Consider the following 24428-nt stretch of genomic DNA (forward strand, 5'->3'; position numbering starts at 1 on the left):
GACCACTTAGAGCGACCGGCAATAGGGGCGCGGCGTCGCGGGGCTGGGGCACGCACCTCGCCGCGTTGTCGTCAACGTCATGAGCCGCTGCCGGCGCGCCCCGCGGTACGCCGGTACCGAGAAATTGCGGGTGGAACTGTTCGGCCGTGGTTTTACCGTGATCGGTTTTCCGCGCAACCAGGCTGGTGGCGTGCCCACAGGCCGGGGCTGCGGGTCGGTGCGGTACGCCGGGCTGCGACGCTGATGGGCCGGCTCACCGCTGGCCCACCGCCGGCCCGGCCCATCAGCTACCGAACGCTCTACATCTCACCGTATGGCGGACCGGCCGCCCGCCCACACCAACGCGGCATCCGGCGACATCCGGATCCCAGCCGTCGCGGCGATGTCCACGAAGAAGAAAAGTGGCGTGACCTGGTAATCATGCCAACCGTTCTCAACCGCGAACAGTTCCGCTGACTCGGCCGAACCAAAGGTGACCGTCGCGTCACGAATCTGCCGCGTCTCCCCCGACTCAAAACGAATGACCCCGTACAGGACGGGCAGCTGCCCGCGCTCAGCCCCGCCGTCGCCGGTCCCGTCGTCACCGTCGTCACCGTCGTCCGCGTTCGCGCTGGTTGCCGCCACCGGCCCCACCGCCTCCTCCCAGTCGTTCGTTCGGTACCCCCGCATCGCATGCCAGGCGCGCGCTGCCGGCACACCCGGTCGGCCCCGACACGCCCCAATGGCCCGAGCACGACGCGGCTTGGCGTCCCGTCTCATCTCGCCAAAAGACAAGATTCACTATGCAAGAGTCGTCTGATCATGTGATAACCGCGTTACCCGCAGGTGACCACCACGTACGGATCAGTGGGCGAGGCCGGTACAGCCGGGCGTACCGCCTGGGACAGCGGGCAGACCAGGCTGTACGCGCCGGCGGGTGGGCGTCACGGGAGCGGCGCGGGTTCCCCAGAGGCCTACGCGGGCCCGAGACAGGCCCAGCCGATCCAGCGGCGGACCTCAACGAGAATGACCCGGCCCACCGGCCGGCGCTCGCGGTACTGATCGTATTTTGCCACCAGCTGGTCAATCGCGTCATGCCAGGCGGATCCGTCATCGAGAATGCGGGCGACGCCGTCGGCTCGAGCCCACCACAGCAGGTTCCAGTCGTCCGCGTAGTAATCGACGATCAGGCTGACCCTCGGATTGACCGCGATGTCGGCCAAGCGACGCAGAGCCATCGACCGTTTGGGCTTGTGGTCCACCACGGTCACGATCACATCGTCGTGCAGTGCGAAGGTGATGGGCACCAGGTGGGGCTGCCCGCTCGCGTCCGCCGTGGCCAGCCGGGCAACCCCAGCGGCGGCAAACCGGCCGCGTACCTCATCGGCGTCCAGGTTCATCCCTCATACCTACCGCCCCCGTACCTGCCGCGATACCTGCCGCGAGCGGTCAGGCCCCACCTGGGGCGCGGACAGCCGGACGAGACAATAAGCGCATGGCTGACGCGGACGTGACAACCTCGCCGCATGGGGTGCGGATCCGGGTGAACAAGACAGGGCCAGGCGTGCATGCCGCCCTCGACCCGGACCGCAGGGCGGAGTTCGAGGCGGAGTTCCGGAACGCGCTGGCGCACGCCGACGACCAGTCCGACCTGGATGCCGTCCAGGATGTGGTCGAACGGTGGTGGCCGGCGGCAGTGCTGTGCGCCAACCCGGAGATCCAGGAAGAGATCAGCATGGGCCGCTGCCGCGCGGCGGACGATGCCCACACGGTGTTCGGCCATCTCACCAGCCACCCGCACCCGCGTCCGGAGGACGCCGATACGGCGGTAGGCAGTTGATCCAACCGCGATCAGGCCGGCTGCTGGCACACCACCATGACCATCACCAGTTCAGGACCCGAGCTCAGGACTCACAGCCCCGCCGGAGATCGTCGTCAGCTTCCGCGCCTGAGCGCCGCCAGCGCCCGGCGCGCCAAAGATCGCGCACCCATGACTCAGACCAGTGCACACCGAGGGTGATCGAGGACGCGACTGGGGTGTCACGAGTCGGGGACGGATGGGAACGACCCGGACACCTCAGCCGCGTCCTTAACCTACCCTGCCGATAGCAAATAGTCACTGATCGATTACAGGTGGTTCTAGCTTACACGGCAATTGGCCTCCATGTACCCGTTTTGGCGTGGTCTACTGCCATGTCTTTTGCCGGATTTCACCGCCGCCTGCGCAGTGACGGGAAGTCAATCACGGAACGTGTCCAAATCTCCGCTAACAGATCGCCAGATATAACTCTCCGGACATGTCCGGCCGCTCCCCGAAGATGGGCGGAGAGCGGCCGGCGGAAGCCGCTCAGACGCCCAGCTGCCCCCGCAGGACGCCCGCGAGCTCTGCGAACGCCCGTCCCCGATGACTGATGGCGTCCTTCTCGGCCGGGCTGAGTTCCGCGCTGGTCCGCTCCTCGCCGTCCGGCACGAACAACGGGTCGTAACCGAAACCGCCGGTCCCGCGCGCCGCGGTCAGCAGCCGTCCGCGCATCTCGCCGTGCACGACCTGTTCGCTGCCGCCCGGAGTCACCAGGGCCGCCGCGCACACGAACACCGCGCCGCGCCGCGCCGCGGGCACATCGGCCAGCTGGGCCAGCAGGAGCACGTTGTTGGCGGCGTCCCGCTCTGCCGGGGACGACCGCGGCCGCGACCCGGCCCAGCGCGCGGACAGCACCCCGGGCATCCCGTTGAGGGCATCGACCGCAAGCCCTGAATCGTCCGCCACGGCGGGCAGACCGGTGACCCGTACCGCGTCCCGCGCCTTGATCAGGGCATTTTCGGCAAAGGTGGCCCCGGTCTCGGGAACCTCCGGGCCATCGGGCAACGCCAGCAGCTCGATGGCCAGCCCCGTGGCCGCGAGAACACGGCCCAGCTCAACGATCTTGGCGTTATTGCGGCTCGCCAATACGACACAGGCAGGCCCGACCGCACCGCGCGCAAGGTCTCCATCCGCAATCATCGGCGATCACCGGGCGGACGCGCGGGACGCGGGACGCGGCCCTCCCGACGGCACCGGACGCACCTGGGCGAGTGCCGCCCGCTGGATGTCGGTCAGCTGTGCGCACCCCCGGACGGCCAGATCAAGCAGCTGGTCGAGCATGGCCCGGTCGAACGGCATGCCCTCCGCCGTACCCTGGACCTCCACAAAGCCGGCGTCGCCCGTGCAGACCACGTTCATGTCGGTATCGGCACCGGCGTCCTCGTCATAGGCGAGGTCCAGCACGGACTCACCGCCGACGACGCCGACGCTCACCGCGGCCACACTGCGGATCATCGCATCCGGGCGGCCCAGCCAGGCGCACGCGTCGGACAAAGCCACATAGGCGCCGGTGATGGAGGCGGTACGGGTACCGCCGTCGGCCACCAGGACGTCACAGTCGATCGCAATCGTGTTCTCGCCGAGGAGCTTGAGATCGATGCAGACGCGCAGGCTGCGGCCGATCAGCCGGGAGATCTCATGAGTCCGGCCACCGATGCGGCCCCGCACCGACTCACGGTCATTGCGGGTGTTCGTCGCCCGCGGCAACATCGCGTACTCCGCGGTCACCCAGCCCAAGCCGCTGCCCTTACGCCAGCGTGGTACGCCCTCGGTCACGGACGCGGCACACAACACCCGCGTCCGCCCGAATTCGATCAATACCGAACCCTCAGCATGGTCCTGCCAGCCACGAGTGATCATTACTGGGCGAAGTTCGTCGAATGTCCTGCCGTCGGAACGCTTCACGACGACTGACCCTACCGGCAGGCTCTAAGTGGTCGGCGCCGGAAGTTCTTCCAGGGCCTGCCGGCGCCAGGCGGCGCCTCACCTCGTTGTCGTCGGCCCCGGTAGAACACCGAACACCGCTACCGGGGCCTCCTCCGCCTCGCGACGCATCCACCTGGCATCCGACAACCCCCGAAGGACTTCCAGCGCCGACCACCAAGCGGACATCACAGCCATGGCGGGCGGCATCCCACGGATGGCGACGCCGGCCCGCCGCGTCCAGGCGGCCCCTGGCCGCGTTCTCGGCCACACCGATACACCTCATCCGGTATCGGTGTGGCCCGCGGCCCTGCCAGCAACCACCTGGACGCGGCTCCCTGCCGGCTAGATCTCGTAGACGGCGCCGGTCTCAGCGAGGCTCAGCGGGCCGTCGAACGTGCCCGCCGCCTCCTCCTGGCTACGCTGCGTGTCGCCCCAGGGCACGAGATGGGTGAGCACGAGGCGCCCGACGTCCGCCTTGGTGGCGTGCTCCCCCGCCTCGCGGCCCGACAGGTGAATGCCCGGCGGGTTGTCCTGGACATCCAGGTAAGCGGCTTCGCACAGGAACAGGTCAGCCTCCCGGGCAAGCTGGAGAAGCTGATCGCAGGCGCTGGTGTCACCCGAGTAGGTCAGCGAGCGCCCGTCGGCTGTCAAGCGCATGCCGAAGGCCTCAACCGGATGCGACACCCTTTCCAGATCGATCCGGAAAGGACCCACGTTCAACCGTCCCGGACTGATCGTCTGAAAATCGTAGATATCAGCCAGAGAATCATCGGGCCAACGCTCGAACGCCGCGCACAGGCGTTCCTGGGTATTGATCGGCCCGTAGACCGGAAGCTTCGGGGGCATCCCCTCGGGATGATAACGACGGGCGTAGGCATTCACCACCAGATCGAGGCAGTGGTCGCCATGCAGATGGGAAATGAGCACCGCGTCGACGTCCCGCAGGTCACAGTGCCGCTGCAGTTCGCCCATGGACCCGTTCCCGGCGTCCACCACGAGCCGGAAGCCGCCGGACTCGATCAGATAGGACGAACACGCCGACCGGGGCCCCGGATAGGTGCCCGAACATCCCAGCACGGTGAGCTTCATCGGGTCACCCCCGATCCCGCCGACCGGGCTCCCGCCACGACGGGCCGGGGCCACGCCGCCGTACCGAACCGGGCCGGCTCCCGGCGGGGACCCTGCACGATTTCTTGCCTGCTGCTCGCCAATGTGACGCCCTCTCCCATAAAAAAGCCGATGACGCCGGTCAACAAAGGATAACGGGTGCAACCCGGGATTATTGTGTCCACATCGACTTCCTGAAATGGCGCCAGATAAGCCCTGGTCAGTTCCGGCAACTGTCGGCTGTCCGTCTCACCACGTTCGATCACGTCCATGAAAGCGGGGCGGGTTACGCCCGTACGCCGGGCGGCAGCCCTGGTTGGGGAGGCATGCGCACGGGCACCACCGGCGCCCGCAACGGCCATACGAGGGGTCACCTCAATCGGCCGGATGTCACCGGGTCCCCCGCCGCCGCACCGCCTGGCCGCGGGACCGTCGGCCGACCGGCCTGGCTCGGCCGACGGCCGTGATCCGCTGGGACCGAGCCGCATGCCAGCGGCGGGACGACCGGTGGAGCCGGGCGGAAGCTGATCGAGCATCGCCCGCACACCGACGTAGCCGTCGCCCGCGCTGTCGAATACCCCGATGGGCGCGCCGCTCATGAGCGATCAGACTAAGCCCGAAATCCTGTTTTCACCCTGTGGCAGTGGTCACGATACCCCTGTCGAATTTTGGACACCCCGATCCGCGTAGGCATCCCAACGGCTCCCGGGCCACGGGACAGAAAATCGTGACCATTACCACATCGGATCGATGGGCCGGTGCGCCCGCGCATCTTCCGATCATGCCCAGAGCTGGCCCTCCAACGCCGCCTCAGCCTCCTCCAGGGTGCCCGCGTAGGCGCCGGTGGACAGGTACTTCCAGCCACCGTCACAGACGATGATGGCGATATCGGCACGCTGCCCGGCCCGCACGCACTTCTCTGCCTCGATCAGGGCCGCATGCAGGATGCATCCCGTCGAGATCCCAGCGAAGATCCCTTCCATCTCGACCAGCTCCCTGGTCCGACGCAGTGACTCTTTTGGGCCCACGGATATACGGGTAGTAAGTACACTCTCGTCGTAAAGCTCGGGAATGAATCCTTCATCAATGTTACGGAGACCGTAGACAATCTCGCCGTACCGGGGTTCCGCGGCGATGATCCGGATACCAGGTACCCGTTCGCCGAGGAAACGTCCGGTGCCCATCAGCGTCCCGGTGGTGCCGAGACCCGCGACAAAGTGGGTGATGGTCGGGAGATCTTCGAGAAGCTCCGGCCCGGTCGTCTCATAATGCGCCTGCGCGTTCGCCGGGTTGCCGTACTGGTAAAGCATCACCCACTCGGGATGTTCAGCCGCCAGCCGCTTGGCTACGGCGACGGCCTCGTTCGAGCCGCCGGCCGCGGGTGAGTAGACGATCTCGGCACCCCACATGGCGAGCAGCTGGCGCCGCTCGACAGAGGTGTTCTCGGGCATCACACAGATCAGTCGGTAGCCACGCTGGCGACAGACCATGGCCAGCGAGATGCCGGTGTTGCCCGAGGTCGGCTCGAGGACGGTCGCGCCGGACGCGAGGATGCCGCGCTTCTCCCCATCCATGATCATCCATAGGGCCGCGCGGTCCTTGATGGAACCGGTCGGGTTGTCCTGTTCCAGCTTGGCCCACAGGCGGACGTCCGGTGACGGTGACAGCCTCGGCAGACCCACCAGCGGGGTGCGGCCGACCGAGTCCACCAGAGAGTCGAAACGCATCGGTTCCGCTGACCTACCTGCCTGCTAGTCGGCCAACGGCGGCTCGATCATCGGTGGCGCCCCCGGCGACGGCGGGCAGGATGGTTATGCTGTCACCATCGGTGATCTTTGCGTCGAGACCACCGAGGAAACGGACGTCCTCGTCGTTGACGTAGATGTTCACGAAGCGATGCAGCTCACCACCGCCGTCCGCGGAGACGAGCCGGCCTCGCAGACCCGGGAAACGGCTGTCGATGTCGGTGAACAGCGCGTCGAGGGTGCCACCGGCGCCCTCGACGACCTTGGACCCACCCGTGTAGCTGCGCAGGATCGTCGGAACGCGGACCTGGACTGCCATTGGTGCTCCTCTCGGTGTTACACGATGTTGCTCAGTGTGGCTCGGCGCCGCCGGACACGGCCGAGTTCTTCATCATCTCCGCTGGGGCGACGCGTCCTATACCACAACAACAGACGTCCGCATCGGTGTGACAGCCACGCGGGGAACCGACGGGAGGGGTATGAGGATCCCGACCAGTTCGCCCGGGGCCGCCGCGCGCGGGCACGGCTGGCTCGCCGCCACGCTGGGGGGCACGCCAGCCACCCAGCGCGTCGCATACCTCAGACGATTTCCACGGGTTCCTCTGTGACGGTTCCGTCGACGATGCGATACGACCGGACCTCGGTGTGCTCGGGATCACGGGTGGACGCGAGGACATAATGGGCATTCGGTTCCGAGGCCAGCGAGATGTCCGTCCGGGACGGGTACGCCTCGGTTGCGGTATGTGAATGATAGATCACCACCGGCTCTTCGTCCCGGTCGTCCATCACACGCCAGACCTTAAGCTGCTCGATGGAGTCGAACTGGTAGAACGTGGGCGACCGCTCCGCGTTCCGCATCGCCACGAAACGCTCCGGCCGGTCCGAACCGGCCGGCCCCGCCACAATCCCACAGGCCTCGTCGGGGTGGTCTCGCCGGGCGTGGGCGACGATGGCCTCATAGACTGCTCGTTCGATACGCAGCACGGGCCCACCGTACGACGAGTGGCATCCACGGCGGGATGCCCGTCAGAGCGACATGGCGCGCAGGACCCGCCCCGCCTCACAACAGCGCATGCACAAGCTGGTTCTGCATGTCACCGAGGAACAGGTACAGCTCGACCACGGGTCTGCGTGGATCGTCACTCTCGACCGTGTAGAGGGCGTCGGCGGAGGCATCGTCGATCAGGTTGAGCCGGGTGCCGAACACCAGTCGCAGATCATTGAGGGTGACCAGCCAGTCCTGGATCTGATCATCATCGAGCAGGGTCCGCCCGCCGGTCGCGGGGACGCTGGCCAGCACCCGGCGCGCGGCGGCGCGCTTACCCGCACGGAGATCGTCCGATGTCCGCCTGCGGTAGTCGGCCCCGGCGTCGGGGTCGTCGGGGTAAGCGTCAGGCAGGAGCCGCGCCACCGCCGGATCGTCCGGCGGCGGTGGCGCGACAGCGCGCAACCCGACGATCGCCTCCAGCGGGTCGTCCACCGGCGGTGGTTCCAACAGCGCGTCGATCTGACCGATCAAATCGATCAACAGGGTCGCCTCGAGCGGACCGAGGACTACCTGGATGCCGTCTTTGGTACGACTGAAGCCGTTGGACACGTTCTCCCGCCCAAGATCGCCATTGCTCGACCGAACCCCGCCACGGGCGCGCGCAGGGTCCGCCCGGCAGCTGCGGCGCCAGTGGAAGGACGCGGCAGCCGGAAGACGCGCCGTCCGGGAAACGGGCGGTCTGGCTCCGGGCTCACCGTGCTCCATCCGGACCGGCAGTCCCGAGCCTACCCATCCCCACGCCAAACCAGCCCGGCTCGGGCCAGCCCGGCGCCCGGCGCGGCCGGCGAACAACTCCCAGACACGCCCTAGTCCTGCGCGATCGTGGCCCACAGGCCATAAGCATGCAGGCGGGTGGCGTCGCGTTCCATCTCCTCCCGGGTACCGGACGACACGGTGGCCCGTCCCTTGTGGTGCACGTCGAGCATGAGGGCCTTGGCCTTGTCCCGACTGAAACCGAACAGCTTCTGGAAGACGTAAGTCACATACGACATCAGGTTGACCGGATCATTCCAGACGATCGTGACCCAGGGCCGATCGTCCTCGGCGGTCTCGTCAACCTCTGAGATGTCCTCGGGTGCGACGGTAGCGAGTGGCACGACCCCTATTGTGACGCGCCGACGATCCGTCTTCCGCCCGACCTGTGCCACCCGTCGTTCCGCGGGTCACGGTGGATGCCCCACGAGAGCTCTCATGGCCGGCAAACCCGCACTCACGATCGATCGCGCCACGCGCCGAGAAAAACACCACGAGCTGTCGCCCATCCTGCGATCGCCCATCCTGCGATCACGGCGGGGAAGCCTTGCTGGGGGCGTACCGCTCGGGCAGCAAATGCACTCATACCGTGGCAATAGTTAACCAAAATAGTATGTTTAGTTGTATTGGGTCCCGATTTGCCTGCATCCTTGGTCACAGCTCGCCACGGCAGCCACAGAAAAGAAAACCTGATTAACAGCGACCAGCAACAGGGGACGCGACATCGCGGGGCTGGGGCACGCGCCTCGCGCCATCGCTTCCCATCCATCGCCGCGCGATACACGGGTACCCCAGCTTGTCAGTCGCCACCCACCAGGGTGGTTCCCCCACCGCCGCATGATGCACGCACCGCAATCCCGCTCCTTGCTCCGCGCCCTGTTGCCGGGCGCTCCAAAGAACCTGGCCTGACCCCCGCCCCATGAGCTTCCGCACTCGCCGAAAACGACGAGGCGCAACCCGTCTCCACTCGGCGGCCAGGCCTCGGCATGAAATGCCGCGAGCCTCGCACGACTTTTCTTCTGGATAAATCCGCACATATTTCGGCAATTCCGTTTATCACACCGCACCAGAAAGGAGAAGCTGCCATGAACGCAGGAGTCAGCTGGGGCTGAGAGCCACCGCAGGCCACGTCCACCCCGGGCCCGGGCGCATCCGGGCATATCGATGCCAACGGCAGCGGCGTCAGCCCACCTGGGCCCGAGGGGTGGTACACAATCGGGGAGTAGTGAAGGATGTCCACAGTGTGAAACCCGGAAAATACCGGAAACGGCACCGCGCGGTGGCGCAGGACCCCGGCGGCCCGGTCACAGCCCGACAGGCAGGACGGGAGCCCACATGGCCGTCGGCGCACGCTCACGGTTTCTGCCGTCCCAGTATCATCTGGTCCTCATCCTAGTCACCGGCGCCGCGGCCGGTGTCACCGCAGTCTCGCTGGCGCATCTGCTGACCGTGCCTGAACCCGTCGCGTGGTGGCGAATGGCCCTCGGGGTCGGCTGCCTCACGATCGGCCCGGTACCGCTGCTGCACGTCCGCTACGGGCATCACACCGGCGACCATGATCTCAGTGAGGCCGCTGTCGTGATCGGGCTGGCCCTGCTGCCCGCCCAGGACCTGATTGTGATCACCGCGGCCATCGTCCCGGCCGTGCACGCCGTCCTCGGCAGGCCGCCGGTGAAGGTGCTGTTCAACGGAGCCAGCGCCACGATCGGCGTGGCGGTGGCCGCGGGCGTCCTGTGGCTCCAGGGCGGGCATGCCGGGCATCTCGGCGCGACGACCGTCGTGCTCGCCACCGCGGCCGGCCTGGCCTTCTGCCTGTGGACCAGTCTGTCGGTCTCGCTGGTGATCTCCACGGCTCAGGGCATGCCCCTGCGCCGGACGCTTCGCGAGACCACGGGCATCAGCACGGTGATCGCCGCCGGTGGGATCGCGGTCGGCTGTGGGAGCGTCGCGCTCGCGTACACGAGCCCGGTCACCCTGGTCGTCCTCCCACCGGTACTGGCCAGCCTGGTCATGGTCTATCGGATGCACGTGAACTCGTCTCGGCAGCGGGACCGCTGGCGCCAGCTCAACGCCGCGGCCAAGGAACTCGCCGTACTCGACGGAGGAACCATCGAGACCGCGGCCAGCCGGATCGCCTACGAGATCTTCCAACCGGACGGTGTCGAGCTGACGGTCGACTCGGCCGCGGTGGCGCCACCACCGCAACGGGCCGACCGGCACCGGCGGGTGGACGACGTGGTGATCGCGCTGTCCGGGCCCACCGGGCAGGTCGGCGTGCTGAGGCTGCGCTTCCGCGAGCCGACGATCTGGCAGGAGCACGAACAGGCCGTCCTCGCCGCGTTCGCGAACCTCGTCGCGCTGGCTGTCGCCAACGCCAGTACGTACGCCGAAGCCCACGAGCAGGCCTGCCATGACGCGCTCACCGGGCTCGGCAACCGGCGGATGCTGCAACGGCGCACCGCCGAAGCAATCGCGGGCACCACCGCGGCCGGCCCCCGGTTCGCTCTGCTGCTGGTCGACCTCGATCGGTTCAGAGAGGTCAACGACACCCTCGGGCACGATGCCGGTGACCGTCTGCTGCGCGGCATCGCCGACCGGCTCCAGCGCGCCGTCCGCGCGGGCGATCTGGTGACGCGGGTGGGCGGCGACGAGTTCGCCGTGCTGCTGGCCGGCATCCGCGACGCCGAAGCCGCCGACACCGTCGCGGCCACCATCGCCAAGGCGCTGGCCCGGCCGGTCAGCTTCGAGGGAATGCTGCTCTCGGTGGAGGCGTCCGTCGGCGTCGCCTGCTTTCCCGAGGACGGCCGGACCGTCGACGAGCTCCTGCGCCGCGCGGATGTCGCGATGTACCAGGCGAAGCGAGCGCACAGCGGCTACCGCCGGTACCGGGCCGATGAGGACTCCTCCACGCTGGCGCACATGGAGCTGGTGGCGGACCTGCACGGCGCGCTCGCCGAAGGCGACATATCCCTGCACTACCAGCCACAGATCGACCTCGGCAGCGGCCGTATCGTCGCGGTCGAGGCCCTCGCGCGCTGGCGGCACCGGACCCGCGGCCTGCTCACTCCCGGAACCTTCATCGGCGCGGTGGAGCAGTCCGGGCTCATCGGCGACTTCACCCGCGCTGTGCTGGGGGAGGCGCTGTCCGCATGTGGACGGTGGCACGCGGACAGCGCCACCATCCGTCTCTCGGTAAACCTGTTCGCGCGTAACCTGCTGGAAGCGGATCTCGCCACCGAGATCGCGCAGCTTCTGCTCGCCAACAGCGTGCCGGCCTCAGCGCTCACGCTGGAAGTCACCGAGAGAGCGGTCGTCATGGATTTGGCGACAACCGCCCACTCCTTTGCCGCGCTCCGTGATCTCGGTGTACGCCTCGCCGTGGACGACTTCGGCACCGGGTACAGCGCCCTCAACGTGCTGAGGCAGTTCGATCCGCACGAGGTGAAAATCGACCAGTCGTTCACCGGCAACCTCACCGACAACCCTGACAACGCCGCGATCGTGCGAGCGACCATCAATCTGGCCCACGACCTCGGGCTGCAGGTTGTCGCCGAGGGTGTCGAAGATCTCGACACGATGAACGCCCTGACCGTTCTCGGCTGTGATCTTGCTCAGGGGTGGTTCATCAGGCCGCCCTGCCCAGCCGAGGAAATCACGGCGCTGCTGCGGGACGCCGGCCGGCTGACCACCCCCCGCTCGGCCGATGTGCTGCCGTTCCCCACCGCCTACCAGCGATCACACCAGCAGCGCCGCGCCCGCTCCTACCAACCGAAGGACGCGCGATCGTAGCCCTCCCCCAGGCCTCTCTCACCGCATCTCTCACGGCCCTGGGAACAGCGAGCGGGCTGGCCCGCCCCCGGACCACGAGCGCCTATCGGCCAAGGTCCCTACTCTGGTCGGAATGGCCACGTCCACATCGCCGTCCATGCGCCCCACCGCGCAGACATCGACGGCTCTGCTGACCGACCACTACGAGTTGACGATGCTGCAGGCCGCGTTATGGTCCGGAGCGGCATCGCGCCGGGTGGTCTTCGAGGTGTTCACCCGAGCGCTGCCGGCCGGCCGCCGGTTCGGTGTGGTCGCCGGCACCGGACGTCTCCTGGAGGCCCTTGAGACGTTCTGCTTCGGCCCCGATGAGCTCACCTTCCTGCGCCGCGCCGGGATCGTGGACGCGGCCACCACCGACTATCTGGCCGCGTACCGGTTCGGCGGGGACATCCACGGCCTCGCCGAGGGCGAGCCGTTCATGCCGAACACCCCGGTGCTGGTCGTAGAAGGAACCTTCGCTGAATGCGTCCTGCTGGAGACGCTGGTGCTGTCCGTGCTCAACCACGACAGCGCGATCGCCGGCGCGGGTGCGCGGATGGTCGCCGCGGCGGCGGGACGGCCCTGCATCGACATGGGTTCACGCCGTGCCCATGAGCAGGCCGCCGTTGCCGCGGCCAGGGCCGCCTACCTGGTCGGGTTCACCGCCACCTCGAACCTGGAAGCGGCCCGGCGGTGGGATATCCCGAGCAGCGGGACGGCCGCGCACGCGTTCACCCTCGTCCACCCGTCCGAACAGGTGGCGTTCGCCGCCCAGATCGCCTCGCTCGGCATGGACACGACGCTGCTTGTCGACACCTACGACGTGCCGTCAGCGATCGCGACCGCGGTGGAGACAGCCGGCCCGGGGCTCGGCGCGATCCGCCTCGACAGTGGCGATCTCGGCCCCGCGGCCTGGGCCGCCCGAGCGCAGCTGGACTCGCTCGGCGCGCAGAGCACCCGCATCATCGCGACCGGCGATCTGGACGAACACGTCATCTCCAGGCTTGCGCACGCGCCGGTCGACGGTTACGGCATCGGTACGAAGCTCGTCACCGGTTCGGGAGCGCCCACCGCCGGGTTCGTCTACAAAATCGTCGAGGTGGACGGGACCGGCGTCGCCAAGATGTCGGCTGGTAAGAGCACCAAGGGATGGCGCAAGCAGGTGAGCCGCCGCCACGATCGGAACGGGGTCGCGGTGGCGGATGTGATCACAGTCGACCCCACCGGGGCCGCCGGCCCCAACGGCGACGGATCGACCAGGCTCGGCACGCACGGGACCGGCCCGCGCGAAACCGGCCTGGACCGGGGACTGCTCCTACCGCTGGTGCGCGGCGGGACGGTCCTGGACACGGCACGGACCAACGCGAACGGGCTGCTGGCGGCTCGCGCGCACCACGAGGCGACCGTGGCGAGCCTGCCGGCGGACGCCCGCTCCATCGCCTTCGGCGGACCGTGCCTGCCGGTCATCACCGTCGGGACGCCCGTTGGGCGACGGTGACACCCGCGCGTCCGACCTGACCGGGCAGGCGGCAACCGGGCGGCCGGCGGGAGCACAGCCACCTGCGCACGGGGCGGCGGAGGTGTTCCCCGGGCCAGCGATCGCGGTGAGTGTGGACGTCGTCCTGCTCACCCTGCGGGCCGGTCAGCTCTGTGTGCTGGTCACGCAGCGCGCGTCTCCGCCGTTCCAGGACGACTGGGCGTTGCCCGGTGGCCTCGTCCGGGTGGACGAGGACCTTGACGCCTCAGCCCGCCGCCAGCTCACCGAGGAAACCGGGGTCGCCGCTTCGGGCCATCTTGAGCAGCTACGGACCTACGGACGCCCGGACCGCGATCCCCGGGCCCGGGTTGTCAGTGTGGCCTACCTCGCGTTGCTGCCGAACCTGCCCCCTCCGCCGGGAGCCGATCGCGACGGGCCGCGAGCCCGCTGGTGGCCGGTGGAGGATCTGGGCTCAGCGGACGGCCCGACCCTCGCCTTCGACCATCCGGCGATCGTCGCTGACGGCATGGAGCGGGCCCGCAGCAAACTGGAGTACACCCCGCTCGCGGCGGCCTTCTGCGAGGAGCCGTTCACCCTGGCTGACCTGCGTCGCGTCTATGAGGCGGCCTGGGGAGCCCCGCTGGATCCCCCCAACTTCCGCCGCAAGGTCCTGTCGACAACAGGCTTCGTGGTACCGGTGGGCGCCCGAGCCGCGCCACGTGGCGGGGGACGCCCCGCCGAGCTGTACCGGCGGGGCTCGGCCACCGCCCTGCATCCCCCGCTGCTGCGCCGGACCGTGTGACCAGGAGACCGGCAACAGCACCGGCTTCACAACGCCGGGCTCACCGCACCGGGCTCCTCGTCCGGTGACAACCCACATGAGATCGTTGTCAGTGTGGATCCCAGCAATGCCGGAATATTTCTCGTGCTCGTCGGCGGAGCACTGTGCGCGCTGCTGTTCTTCGCCGGCCGGGCTGGACGGAGCCTCGCCGGCGAGCTCTGGAGCCGGCTGGGCCTCCTGCGCTGGATCTTCTTATTGATCATAGTGGTCATTCTTTTCGATCTCGCTGACGGCGCCGTGAACCGCTGAACGGGTTCCCCGGTCGCGACATAACTCGAACGTTCGTAAGCGGAACGTGCCATCATTCTTACGCACAGGCATGCCTTTCCTGTACCGAAAGCAACCGTTTTGTAGCTATGCGCCGACAGTCATCTAACTAGTTATACTTAACTTCCAGCAAGCCCAAAACAGGACGAAAGGATCGCGGGTGACTGGTCAACCATGGCTGTGGATGCCCCCGCACCAGGCATCGCGTCCCGTCGGCGTGGGGCTGCTCCTCCGTTCATACCGGCAGACCTACGGACTCACCCAGCAGCAGCTTGCCGAACGGCTCGGCTTCGACCAGTCCTATGTCTCGAAGGTCGAAAGCGGCCGGCGCGCGATCCACGACATCTCCACACTCCGCCACATCGCCCGCAGGCTCTCCCTGTCACCCGAGGACGTGGGGCTGGCCGCGGGCTCCCTCGCCGACCTCCGCAGGGACAACACCACAACCGCGGACCCACTCGCCGAGCGGGTCGCGGCGAGCCAGCGCACCTGGCGACTGACACGCGACCACCTCAACCACCACCGGATCCGCCTGGCCCGCGCCGCCGCCCAGCTCTATCCCGAGGCCTACCGGCTCGGTAACGGCCTGCTGACCGGGCCCGGCTGGATGTGGGACGCGCCCATCGACATCGCCGACGTCGGGCTGGAATGGTCGGATACGACAAACCCGCCAACCATCTCGGGCACGGGTACCGATACCGAACACGTCCGCCCGCTCACCGGTGACGGGTCCGCGTTCGGGACCTACACCCGAGCCATGCGCGACCTCGACCGGCCCACTCTTTTCGAGAACCGCCTGAGCTTCCGGCTCCTGGAGGCCGTCCGCACCGGGAGTAACGGCCGCCCGAAGCTGTCCTTCGGGCACACCACCTACTTTGATGCCCTTGATGTGTGTGAGTCGGTGGCGCATGAGGCCGCCGCGGCAATGATCGACGGCGGCCTGTCCTGGCCGGCGCTGCCCTTCCGGCGCCGGATCGGGGACCCGTTCGATCTGGAACGGCGGGTCGCGTTACCCTCCATCAACACGCTGACCATCCGTTACGACAAAACCCAAGCCAGCTTCGTACTGCACCGGCGCAGTGCCGGTTCGGTCGCCACTGCCGGCGGTGTTTACCATATCCTGCCGGCCGGGGTGTTCCAGCCGTCAGGAATCTCCGCTTCCCACCACCGGACGGACTTCGACCTATGGCGCAACATCATGCGTGAGCTGAGCGAAGAGCTTCTCGGTAACGCCGAGCACGACGGCAGCAGCTCCTCATTGATCGACTACGATGGCAGCGAGCCCTTCCGCTCACTGGAGCAGGCCCGCCGGTCCGGACGTGTCCGCGTGTGGTGTTTCGGCGTGGGCCTCGACGCGCTGACGCTCTTCGGCGAGATCCTGACTGTCGTGGTCATAGACGCTGATGTGTTCGACACGTTGTTCAGCGGGATGGTATCGATGAACGCCGAAGGGTCCGTGGTCACGACCGGACCGAATCAGCGAGCCTGCGACGGCATCCCGTTCACGGCGGCGACCGTCCGCCGGCTGATCGAGCAGGAACCACTCGCTCCCTCGGCCGCGGCCTGTCTGGATCTCGCATGGCGCCACCGCGGAACGCTGCTTCCGGGGCTGCGTATGCGGGCCACCCTCTGAGCGCGCCAGAGCCATGCGTGTTCTCGTGACCGGTGCGGCCGGTTTTGTGGGCGGAGTCGTCGCGGACACCCTCGCCGCGGCTGGCCATGAGGTCACCGCCCTCGTTCGCAACGAGCCGCCCCAGGCCCGGCTGACTCCGGGCATAGAGATCGTCAAAGCCGACCTGCTGGAGATCCACACACTCGCGGCGGCACGCATCGACCGTGGGTTCGACGCGGTCTGTCACCTCGCCGCCCTGACCCGGGTGCGCGAGTCACAGAGCGACCCGCTGCGGTACTTCGCGGTGAACGTGACAGGCACCGTGAACCTGCTGAGCCTGCTCGAGCGTGGCACCACGATCAGCGGCATCGCGCCGATCGTCGTCCTGGGCTCAAGCTGCGCGGTCTACGGCACACCCGAGACCCAGCCCATCCCCGAGACCCAGCCGCCGGCGCCGACGAACGCATACGGCGCCTCCAAAATCTCCGCCGAGCAGATCGTCACCCACCAGGCCGCGACCGGCCGGATCGGCGCGGTGGTGCTGCGCTCCTTCAACATAGCGGGCGCCGCGGGCGGGCACGCGGACAATGACCGGAGCCGGATCATCCCAGCGGCGCTGGCGGTGGCGGCGGGCACGTCCGATGTCTTCGGCGTCAACGGGGACGGCGCGGTGATCCGCGAGTACGTGCACGTCGCCGACATGGCCGATGCCTATCTTGCGGCCCTGGACGCCGTGCCGCCCGGCCACAGCGAGATCTTCAACGTCGGCACAGGCGCTGGCGTCAGCGTCGCGGAGGTACTCGCGGCGGTCGAACGCGTCACCGGCCGTACCGTACGGCGGGAGCGCCGGCCCCCCGCGGCCGAACCGCCCGTGCTGGTTGCCGACAGCCGCCGCATCCGGGCGAAACTGACATGGCACCCAACCCGCTCGACAATCGACCGGATCGTCGCCGACGCATGGGAGCACACAGCCCCGCGCGCATCCGTTCAGTGATCGGCCAGGGCGGCTACGCCCACCGGCTCTGGCGACGCGGCGGAAACAGCTATGATGTGGACGACATCGGCGATATGGATGGATGCGTATGGATGCGTCATGAATCATGCCGCAATACGGACTCCCGGCCGGCCGGGCGCCGCCATCCGCCCCGCCGGCCGACGGAATCGTCGTAAGATTTAGATCATCTATCCAGCGGATAGCCGATGTCACCGTATGGACAACCATCCATCACAAAAAACCCTCGGCGAAGTCAACGCAGCACGCATCGATGCCTGGCACTAATCTGACTTAACGCTGATCGGGACCGGTCAGCTGCGCCGGAACCGACGCGTGTCGGACAATCGGCTGTTGTCGCAGCCGCGGCGCATTCTGGGGGAGACACAGGGTGGACAGACAACCTGCGGGCGGGCAGCGCCCTCGGCCGACGTCTCGGGTGGTCGTCGACGTGGTACGCGCGGTGCGCGGCTGGGTTGTGGCAGTCGCGGGCGGTGTACTTCTGTTCGGTTGCTACCTGGGTGTCTCCGCGGAGACCGACCCCGGGCGTCAGCTCCCCTACTTCGCCTCCGGTGGGCTCGGCGGGCTCGCGCTCGTCCTGCTCGGGTGCGCGCTGCTGGTAGCCGACCAGATCGACGCCGTCTCGAAGAACGATCGCCGGACAGACCATCAGGTGGACGAGCTGCACCGGCTTATCGTCACCGCGGCCAGCGCCGGGTTTGTCCCGCCCACCAGCGCCATCAGCGCTCCGACGCCCCCCGCCAGCGGCACAGCCCCGGCCGGCTACGACGACGAAGGCCTCTTCGCGGTGCCCGCGGGGCGGACCTACCACCGTCGCACCTGCGAAATGATTGTCGGGAAACCCGCGCAGCCCGTGGATTCCGACCAGATCGCGACACGTGGCCTGACGGCGTGCACCATCTGCGAACCAAAGATCATCACGTGAGACGGCCGGGCCAGCCCCCGCGGCCGCGACGGGAGGATTGACGGTGACAAGCATCAACCTGGCATTTGCCGGAATTTCCATCGGGGCGATCGCCGCTCTTTCCGGTATCGGCCTGCTTGTCACCTATCGGACCAACGGTGTCCTCAACATCGCTCAAGGTGGTATCGCGGCGCTGGTCGCCTACGTCTTTCGCGAAATGGTCGTGGAATGGGAGCTGCCCATCTGGGCGTCGGCGCTGCTCTCGCTCGTGGTGATCTCTCCGGTGATCGGCCTGTTGCTCGAGCGCTTCGTCTTTCGCCCGCTCGCCCGTCGGCGTGCCTCCGCGGCCGAATCCCTGGTGGCGAGTTTGGGCGTGCTGGTCCTCACCGTCGGGATGACCGCCGGCATCTGGGGGCTGGGTTCCCGCCCAGACGCGCCAAGCCTGTTCCCGGCCCGCGCGATCCGGCTGCCGGGTAACAACCGGATCGGCGTGGACGCGCTCGCCGAGCTGGCCCTGGTCGTCACCGTGTGTGTTGCCCTCGGGGTCATCACGACCCGTACCCGGTTCGGCAGACAGGTCAGGGCCGTAGTGGACGACCGCCAGCTCGCCGAGCTTTCGGCGATTCCGGCCGACCGGGTCGCGGCTGCCGGATGGGCCGTCGGCACCACCCTCGCCGGGTTCACCGGCATCCTGCTGGCTCCGCGGCTACAGCTCACTCCGTACGGGCTCACGCTGCTGGTCCTGGAAACGTTCGCGGTGGTCGTCGCCGCCCGCCTGGCCAGCATGCCGGGTGCGGTCATAACCGCGTTGGCCATCGGCATCCTGCAAAGCGAGCTGAGCCAGTTCCAGGTGACCGGCAGATTCGCCGCGCTGTTTCTCGCCGTGCAGTCCAACCTGTTCGTGGCCGCGCTGCTCATTCTGCTGCTGGTGGTCCCCCGCTTGCGTGAGCTCGGCGGGGACGCCGGCTCCACCGGCCGCTTCTCCAGCCGCGGCGCGTCGCCGTCCGGCCCACCCGGCCCTGCTGATCAGCGCCGCGACGTGCTCGGGAAGCTGGGCGGCGCGGCGCTGCTCCTGGCTCCCCTCACCTTCGCTCCCCCGGACCTGCGTAACGCCTTCACCGTGCCGGCCCTTGCGCTGATCTTCCTGTCCTTGGTGATCGTCACCGGCTACAGCGGCCAGGTCTCCCTGGGTGTCGCCGGCTACGCCGGGCTCGGGGCGCTGCTGTCCGCCAAGCTGGCCGCCGGCGCGCTGTTCGGGCTGCCGGCCCTGCCCGGCCCGGCCGCCCTGCTGCTGGGCGCGCTGCTGGTCGCCCCGGTCGGTCTGCTCACCGGGTACCCCGCGATCCGGCGGCGGGGCCTCACCCTGGCGCTCACGACGTTCGCGGTCGGAGCGGTCGTGTCCCGCTTCGTGTTCCAGCAGCAGACGTTCGTCGCCAGGCTGCATGTCACACCATTGACCGTTGCCCACCGTGCGTTATCCGACCGCTGGTTCTACGTCGTGGAGCTGCTCTGTCTCGGGCTCGGCCTGCTCGTGGTCCGCAACCTGCATGAGGGACGGCTGGGCAGGGCGCTGCTGGCAGTGCGCGACCACACCGAGGGCGCGGCCGCGGTCGGCGTCGACGTCCGCAACCTCAAGCTGCTGTCCTTCACCGTCTCCTCTGTCGTGGCCGGGCTCGGCGGCGCTCTGCTGATGCTCGGCTCATCCTCTTTCGATCCTGAGACGTTCTCCCCGCTCAACAGCCTGCTGTGGTTCACCGCGGTCGTCGTCTTCGGCGCGGACAGTGCCGCCGGTGCCGTCGTCGCGGCCGGCTTCATCGTCACCATCGACACGCTGGCCCCGGCCGGTTCATCCACCCTCGCCGTCGGCATCCTCGCGCTCACCCTGGGCTGGCTGCCGGGTGGGCTCGCCTCCGCCGTCCGGGGTGTCATCACGTTCCTGAGCGGCCGCCTCGCCGAAGATCTTCCCTATGCCGCCGGGGCCCCGCTCACCCCAGCCGGGCGTCAACCAGTCCTGTCAGTCCCGCCGTCAGGCGCGCTGTCAGTCGCGCCGTCCACCAGTGTGGCCACCGCCGCCGTGACGCCCGCGGGACACCGGTACCCGGCACCTCAGAACGCATCCGCGTTGTCCCCGTTCGGGCAGGCCCTCGTCGCCTGGGTGCGGGAGGGCACGCGCCTGGCACCTGTGACCGGCGCGAGGATGACGCGGTGAGCCGGGCCGAACTCAGCGGCCACGGGCTCGTCCGCGGCTACGGCGGGCTCATCGCGGTCAACAAGGTCGACATCACCGTTGCGCCAGGCAAAGTCACCGGGCTGATCGGGCCGAACGGCGCCGGTAAGTCAACACTGTTCAGCCTGCTCAGCGGCGTGGAAAAACCCGACAAAGGCACGGTCTCACTCGGTGGCCGAAACATCACCCGGATGCCCCCGGATGCCCGCGCCCGCCGCGGCCTGGTGCAGACCTTCCAGGTCCCGTCGCTGTTCTCCAGCATGACCGTCATGGACAACCTCCTGGTCGGCGCTGAGAACAGGCGCCGCGACTATGCGGGCGGGCTGTTCGGGCTGACACCGCGCGGCGCCGCCAGGGCCCAGCGCATGGCAACCCGTACACTGGACTCGCTCGGTCTCACGGGCATCGCCGACGTGACCGCGGGAACGCTGTCCACGGGCGCGCTGCGCCTGGTCGAGCTGGCGCGTGCGTTGTGCGCCCGTCCCGATGTCCTGCTGCTGGACGAACCGGCGAGCGGCCTCGACGGGCAGGAAACCGAGCGGCTGTCCGCGCTGTTGCGCCGGGTCGCCGCCGAAGGGGTCGGCGTCCTGCTGGTCGACCACGATGCCGAGCTGGTCTTCTCCGTCACCGACCAGGTGTACGCGATGGTCGGCGGCAGCATAGTAGCCGAGGGCGCGCCAGCCGCCGTCCGTGACGACCCGACCGTCCGGTCCGTCTACCTTGCCCAGGGGCCGCTGGCATGAGTGCCGAACTGATACTCACGGGAGCACGGGCCGGCTACCGCACCATCGAGGTTCTGCACGGTCTCGACCTGACCGTTCCGGCCGGCAAGGTCACCGCGTTGCTCGGGGTCAACGGCGCCGGCAAGAGCAGCACGCTGCGGGTGCTCGCCGGCCTGTTACCACTTCGGTCAGGATCACTGACCTGGCGCGGCAGGAAAATCACCAAGATGTCCGCGCTGGACCGCGCCCGAGCGGGCCTCATGCTTGTGCCGGATGAACGGGCGGTGTTCGCCAGCCTCACCGTCGAGGAGAATCTCCAGGTCATCGTGGAGGCAACGGGCCGCCGGGACATCTCACCCGCGCTGGCGGCCTTCCCTCGCCTCGGTGAGCCCAACCGGCTGGGCCAGCGGGCCGGGACGCTGTCCGGCGGGGAACGGCGCATGCTGGCGCTGGCCCGTGTCCTGCTGGCCCAGCCCAAGGTGCTGCTCGTCGACGAGCTGTCGCTCGGCCTGTCGCCGAAGGTGGCGAGCGAACTGTTCGCGTGGCTGTCGACGGTGGCCGTCGGCGGGACGACGGTCGTCCTCGCCGACCAGTACACCGAAGAAGCTCTGAACCTCGCCGACGTCGTCTATGTGCTGCACCGCGGCGAGTGTTCGTTCGTCGGCGATCCCGCCGAGCTGAAACCGAGCGTGTCCGCGGAGCCGGTCTGACCCGCCCGGTCCGCAGCGGTCCGGTAACGGGTCAGACCGGGTCCCGATGGCCGCCCATCGATCGAGCCCGAGGGCTCGGGCCTCCCCGGCCGCGCGAACTACTCAGCGGGGTAGGGCAGGTTCGGGACGTCGAAACAATTAGTATCCAAATCTTTGCCTTGAGTCACCCAGGCGCCCTTTCCTCCGTTCGCCGAGTCCTCCCACTTGGCGACCTCAATGCAATTGTGATCAGTAGCCGGCGGACTCGGGCTCTTGGTGAAATTGCGCGGGGCAAGCAGACCGTCACCGTTGTAGTCCTGCGGTCGGTTCATGAAGCTTTCGACACATCCGCGGGTGAGATTGACGCCGCAGGACTTCATCGCATCGGTGAGCCAGGCGGCGGACACATAGCCCTCAAACGTCCACATGTTCAGCTGGCCCTCGCGCGCGGGCGCGTACTTCGCCATCGCCTCGCGGAACTTCGCCACGGCCGGATAGCTCGTGTCGTTGTAGTTACGGGTCGAGCTGATCGCGTAGGTGGCGCCCCGGCAGCCCGGCGCGTCCGCAAAGGTCTTGCCGAAGGTGTCGGTCCACCCCTGGCTCGTGGTCACCTTCGCCTTGACCGTGAGCCCCTGCGCCTGCATGGACTTGCACAGGGACAGGTTACCGGTGTCCTCCATCGCGTCAAAGATCACATCAACCCCGCGTGACTTCATGTCCAGCACGGCGGCGTCGAAGTTCGGAAGCCCGAGGTTGATCTCTTTTTCGACGACCGTGTACCCTTCCTGGCGCAGGCCGTCAGCCACCGACTTCGCATAGCGCTGGGAAGGCGCGACGTTGTAGTACACGACGCCCGCGGTCCTGGTGTTCAGGTTCTCCTTGAGCCACCGGTAGTTCTCCGTGCCCGCGTAGAGCGTGCCGCCATAGCCGGGCCGACCGCCGTCGCGCGGGTAATAACTGCCATAAAGAGAGTAAAGGTGCGGATACTGGTCGTAGGCATTACCGATCGGCTGGCCAGCGATGTCCGGTACGCCTTTCGAGTTGAGGTACGGCGCCCCGTCATAGTTGAACGCCGCCACCCCGGCCAACGCGAAGACCTTCTCATCGTCGACGAGCTTGCGGACGCACGCCGCGTTGTCCGGCCCGCTGCCATGGTCATCGCACTGGACGAACGTCACCTTGCGGCCGTTCACCCCACCGGCCGCGTTGAGCGCGTCGAAGTACGCCTTGGCCCCGTACAGGGAACCGGAGAACGTCGTCGGCCCCAGCGGGCTCGTCAGACCGACAATGGCACCGACCTTGATGTCGTTCGCGGTCACACCGGTGTCCGACGCGGTGTTCGCGCCGCCCCCCTGGGACGGGCCGCTGGGCGGCGTGCCCTGGTTACTCACCCTGCTTCCGCAGGCCGCAAGCACAAGGACGGACAGTGCGGCTGTGACGACGAGCGACTTCGCTCGTATGGGCATTACTCTCCCTCGTGATCGCTGGTTGCCTCAGACGTTATTGCGCTTCCTGGGATTCCGCACGTCACCCTTCCAAGATCAAAAATCGCACGCGGACAGGAACGGCGCCAGGAACGTCCGGTAGTGCCCGGTCAGGCACTGGCCATTATCACGATGGCAATCAGCATGGCGGTTCAACTCCCGCCGAGCCGACTATGGTGGTCATGCTTTTATGATCAGCCACCGTGACGCGTCCGAAAGCGTCGCCACCACCGTCTGCGTGACACCGACGCGATGGGATGCGCCGACACGAGAACCTGACCGTCCTCCGTGAACACATCATTCTGGCCGCCCCCGACAGGGCCGTTCCCGGAATCGCCGTTTGCGGGATCATCGCGGCTGAAGTCGGCAGCGGCCGCAGCGGGGCCGGCACCGTCGGTGCCCGGCGTGGACACGGTGGTGGACAGCAGCGTCACCGTGGAGGACAACTGATCACGCTCGACGGTGGAGCCCGCGGCCACGGGCGGCACCTCGGCAACCGCGGGTGTCACCTCGCTGGGCACAAGCGACGCTTCGGTGACCGGCTCGGGCGACGCTTCAGCGGCCGGCTCAGGTGACGCCTTGACCAAGTCAGCGGCGACAGCGGCTGGCAGGGCTGACACGTCGGGCACGTCGGGCACGTCGGGCACGTCGGCTTGATCGGCACCCGGTACCGCTGGCTGGGCCGGGGACCGCGCTGGTGGCTGCCGAGAAGAGTCAGCCGCCGATGCGCTGGCGGACTTCCCCCGAGGCGCCCGGGACCGCTTCGCGGGTGACTTCGGCTCGGGCCGCGCCGCCACCGTTTCATCAGACCCGTCCCGTGGAGCGGGAACCGCCCGCCGGCCGGATTTCGCCGCGGTACCGGCGGCAAATGGCGCCGCACCGGGTTCTGGAGTCACTCGCTGAGTGGGTACGGACTCAGCCGCTACGGACTCGTCTCCCAGCGAATCTCCGAGTGAATCTCCCGACC

General features: G+C 68.1%; 25 protein-coding genes. 12 read left to right on the forward strand and 13 right to left on the reverse strand.

Going from position 1 to position 24428, the window contains the following annotated elements:
- Window positions 1-43 precede the first annotated feature (43 nt).
- Window positions 44-244 (forward strand): hypothetical protein, encoded by a 201-nt coding sequence (locus tag MJ797_RS08775; RefSeq protein ID WP_255738609.1) that lies wholly within the window; start codon window positions 44-46, stop codon window positions 242-244.
- A 62-nt stretch (window positions 245-306) separates the two neighbouring features.
- On the opposite strand, the gene MJ797_RS08780 is transcribed toward MJ797_RS08775, so the two are convergent.
- Both MJ797_RS08780 and MJ797_RS08785 read right to left on the reverse strand, forming a co-directional pair.
- Entirely contained in the window at window positions 307-669 is a 363-nt protein-coding gene (locus MJ797_RS08780; protein ID WP_239333558.1) for a hypothetical protein, read from the reverse strand.
- A 284-nt stretch (window positions 670-953) separates the two neighbouring features.
- Window positions 954-1379 (reverse strand): TIGR03668 family PPOX class F420-dependent oxidoreductase, encoded by a 426-nt coding sequence (locus MJ797_RS08785; RefSeq protein WP_239333560.1) that lies wholly within the window; start codon window positions 1377-1379, stop codon window positions 954-956.
- Between the two features lie 95 nt (window positions 1380-1474).
- Here MJ797_RS08785 and MJ797_RS08790 point away from each other — a divergent pair, with 95 nt between their 5' ends.
- A complete protein-coding gene (locus tag MJ797_RS08790; protein WP_239333562.1) occupies window positions 1475-1819 on the forward strand; it encodes a DUF6247 family protein in 345 nt (114 codons plus the stop codon).
- 507 nt (window positions 1820-2326) lie between these two features.
- Here the strand turns inward: MJ797_RS08790 and rdgB are convergent.
- From rdgB to clpS, 9 genes are all read right to left on the reverse strand, one after another.
- Window positions 2327-2980, reverse strand: a complete 654-nt coding sequence (rdgB, locus tag MJ797_RS08795; RefSeq protein WP_239333564.1) for an RdgB/HAM1 family non-canonical purine NTP pyrophosphatase — start codon at window positions 2978-2980, stop codon at window positions 2327-2329.
- A gap of 6 nt (window positions 2981-2986) precedes the next feature.
- On the reverse strand, window positions 2987-3745 hold the full coding sequence (gene rph, locus MJ797_RS08800; RefSeq protein WP_255738601.1) for a ribonuclease PH: 759 nt from the start codon (window positions 3743-3745) through the stop codon (window positions 2987-2989).
- Window positions 3746-4108: 363 nt separating this feature from the next.
- Window positions 4109-4855 (reverse strand): MBL fold metallo-hydrolase, encoded by a 747-nt coding sequence (locus MJ797_RS08805; protein WP_239333566.1) that lies wholly within the window; start codon window positions 4853-4855, stop codon window positions 4109-4111.
- On the reverse strand, window positions 4852-5472 hold the full coding sequence (locus MJ797_RS08810; protein WP_239333568.1) for a hypothetical protein: 621 nt from the start codon (window positions 5470-5472) through the stop codon (window positions 4852-4854). The genes MJ797_RS08805 and MJ797_RS08810 overlap by 4 nt, the downstream gene beginning before the upstream one ends.
- Window positions 5473-5652: 180 nt before the next feature.
- Window positions 5653-6600: a PLP-dependent cysteine synthase family protein gene (locus tag MJ797_RS08815; protein WP_239308674.1), complete on the reverse strand. Its 948-nt coding sequence runs from the start codon at window positions 6598-6600 to the stop codon at window positions 5653-5655.
- A gap of 13 nt (window positions 6601-6613) precedes the next feature.
- Window positions 6614-6937 (reverse strand): MoaD/ThiS family protein, encoded by a 324-nt coding sequence (locus tag MJ797_RS08820; RefSeq protein WP_239333570.1) that lies wholly within the window; start codon window positions 6935-6937, stop codon window positions 6614-6616.
- A gap of 260 nt (window positions 6938-7197) precedes the next feature.
- The gene (locus MJ797_RS08825) at window positions 7198-7602 is read right to left on the reverse strand and encodes a Mov34/MPN/PAD-1 family protein (RefSeq protein ID WP_239333572.1); all 405 of its coding nucleotides are present in this window, start codon (window positions 7600-7602) and stop codon (window positions 7198-7200) included.
- Window positions 7603-7678: 76 nt separating this feature from the next.
- Window positions 7679-8215: a DUF2017 domain-containing protein gene (locus tag MJ797_RS08830; protein ID WP_239333574.1), complete on the reverse strand. Its 537-nt coding sequence runs from the start codon at window positions 8213-8215 to the stop codon at window positions 7679-7681.
- Between the two features lie 257 nt (window positions 8216-8472).
- Window positions 8473-8763, reverse strand: a complete 291-nt coding sequence (clpS, locus tag MJ797_RS08835; protein ID WP_239308670.1) for an ATP-dependent Clp protease adapter ClpS — start codon at window positions 8761-8763, stop codon at window positions 8473-8475.
- A gap of 991 nt (window positions 8764-9754) precedes the next feature.
- Between clpS and MJ797_RS08840 the strand changes: the two genes are divergently transcribed.
- From MJ797_RS08840 to MJ797_RS08885, 10 genes are all read left to right on the forward strand, one after another.
- The gene (locus MJ797_RS08840; protein ID WP_239333576.1) at window positions 9755-12208 is read left to right on the forward strand and encodes a bifunctional diguanylate cyclase/phosphodiesterase; all 2454 of its coding nucleotides are present in this window, start codon (window positions 9755-9757) and stop codon (window positions 12206-12208) included.
- A 112-nt stretch (window positions 12209-12320) separates the two neighbouring features.
- Window positions 12321-13724, forward strand: a complete 1404-nt coding sequence (locus MJ797_RS08845; RefSeq protein ID WP_239333578.1) for a nicotinate phosphoribosyltransferase — start codon at window positions 12321-12323, stop codon at window positions 13722-13724.
- Between the two features lie 82 nt (window positions 13725-13806).
- Window positions 13807-14505, forward strand: a complete 699-nt coding sequence (locus tag MJ797_RS08850) for an NUDIX domain-containing protein (protein ID WP_239308687.1) — start codon at window positions 13807-13809, stop codon at window positions 14503-14505.
- 93 nt (window positions 14506-14598) lie between these two features.
- Entirely contained in the window at window positions 14599-14793 is a 195-nt protein-coding gene (locus MJ797_RS08855) for a hypothetical protein (protein WP_239308667.1), read from the forward strand.
- 178 nt (window positions 14794-14971) lie between these two features.
- On the forward strand, window positions 14972-16444 hold the full coding sequence (locus MJ797_RS08860; RefSeq protein ID WP_239333580.1) for a helix-turn-helix domain-containing protein: 1473 nt from the start codon (window positions 14972-14974) through the stop codon (window positions 16442-16444).
- Between the two features lie 13 nt (window positions 16445-16457).
- Window positions 16458-17417: an NAD-dependent epimerase/dehydratase family protein gene (locus MJ797_RS08865; RefSeq protein WP_239333582.1), complete on the forward strand. Its 960-nt coding sequence runs from the start codon at window positions 16458-16460 to the stop codon at window positions 17415-17417.
- Between the two features lie 388 nt (window positions 17418-17805).
- Window positions 17806-18360, forward strand: a complete 555-nt coding sequence (locus MJ797_RS08870; protein ID WP_239333584.1) for a hypothetical protein — start codon at window positions 17806-17808, stop codon at window positions 18358-18360.
- A gap of 43 nt (window positions 18361-18403) precedes the next feature.
- Window positions 18404-20548, forward strand: coding sequence for an ABC transporter permease (locus tag MJ797_RS08875; protein WP_239333585.1), 2145 nt, complete (start codon window positions 18404-18406; stop codon window positions 20546-20548).
- A complete protein-coding gene (locus MJ797_RS08880) occupies window positions 20545-21309 on the forward strand; it encodes an ABC transporter ATP-binding protein (RefSeq protein ID WP_239333586.1) in 765 nt (254 codons plus the stop codon). The genes MJ797_RS08875 and MJ797_RS08880 overlap by 4 nt, the downstream gene beginning before the upstream one ends.
- The gene (locus MJ797_RS08885) at window positions 21306-21998 is read left to right on the forward strand and encodes an ABC transporter ATP-binding protein (protein WP_239333587.1); all 693 of its coding nucleotides are present in this window, start codon (window positions 21306-21308) and stop codon (window positions 21996-21998) included. The genes MJ797_RS08880 and MJ797_RS08885 overlap by 4 nt, the downstream gene beginning before the upstream one ends.
- 98 nt (window positions 21999-22096) lie before the next feature.
- Here the strand turns inward: MJ797_RS08885 and MJ797_RS08890 are convergent, their stop codons facing one another.
- Together MJ797_RS08890 and MJ797_RS08895 are read right to left on the reverse strand one after the other, a co-directional pair.
- Window positions 22097-23437, reverse strand: coding sequence for an ABC transporter substrate-binding protein (locus MJ797_RS08890; protein ID WP_239333608.1), 1341 nt, complete (start codon window positions 23435-23437; stop codon window positions 22097-22099).
- Between the two features lie 218 nt (window positions 23438-23655).
- Window positions 23656-24099 carry a hypothetical protein gene (locus tag MJ797_RS08895; protein ID WP_239333588.1) on the reverse strand — a complete coding sequence of 148 codons (444 nt, stop codon included), beginning with the start codon at window positions 24097-24099 and terminating at the stop codon, window positions 23656-23658.
- Window positions 24100-24428 lie beyond the last annotated feature (329 nt).

It is taken from the genome of Protofrankia sp. CiP3, assembly GCF_917627345.1.
In the GTDB taxonomy this organism is placed as follows: Bacteria; Actinomycetota; Actinomycetes; order Frankiales; family Frankiaceae; genus Protofrankia.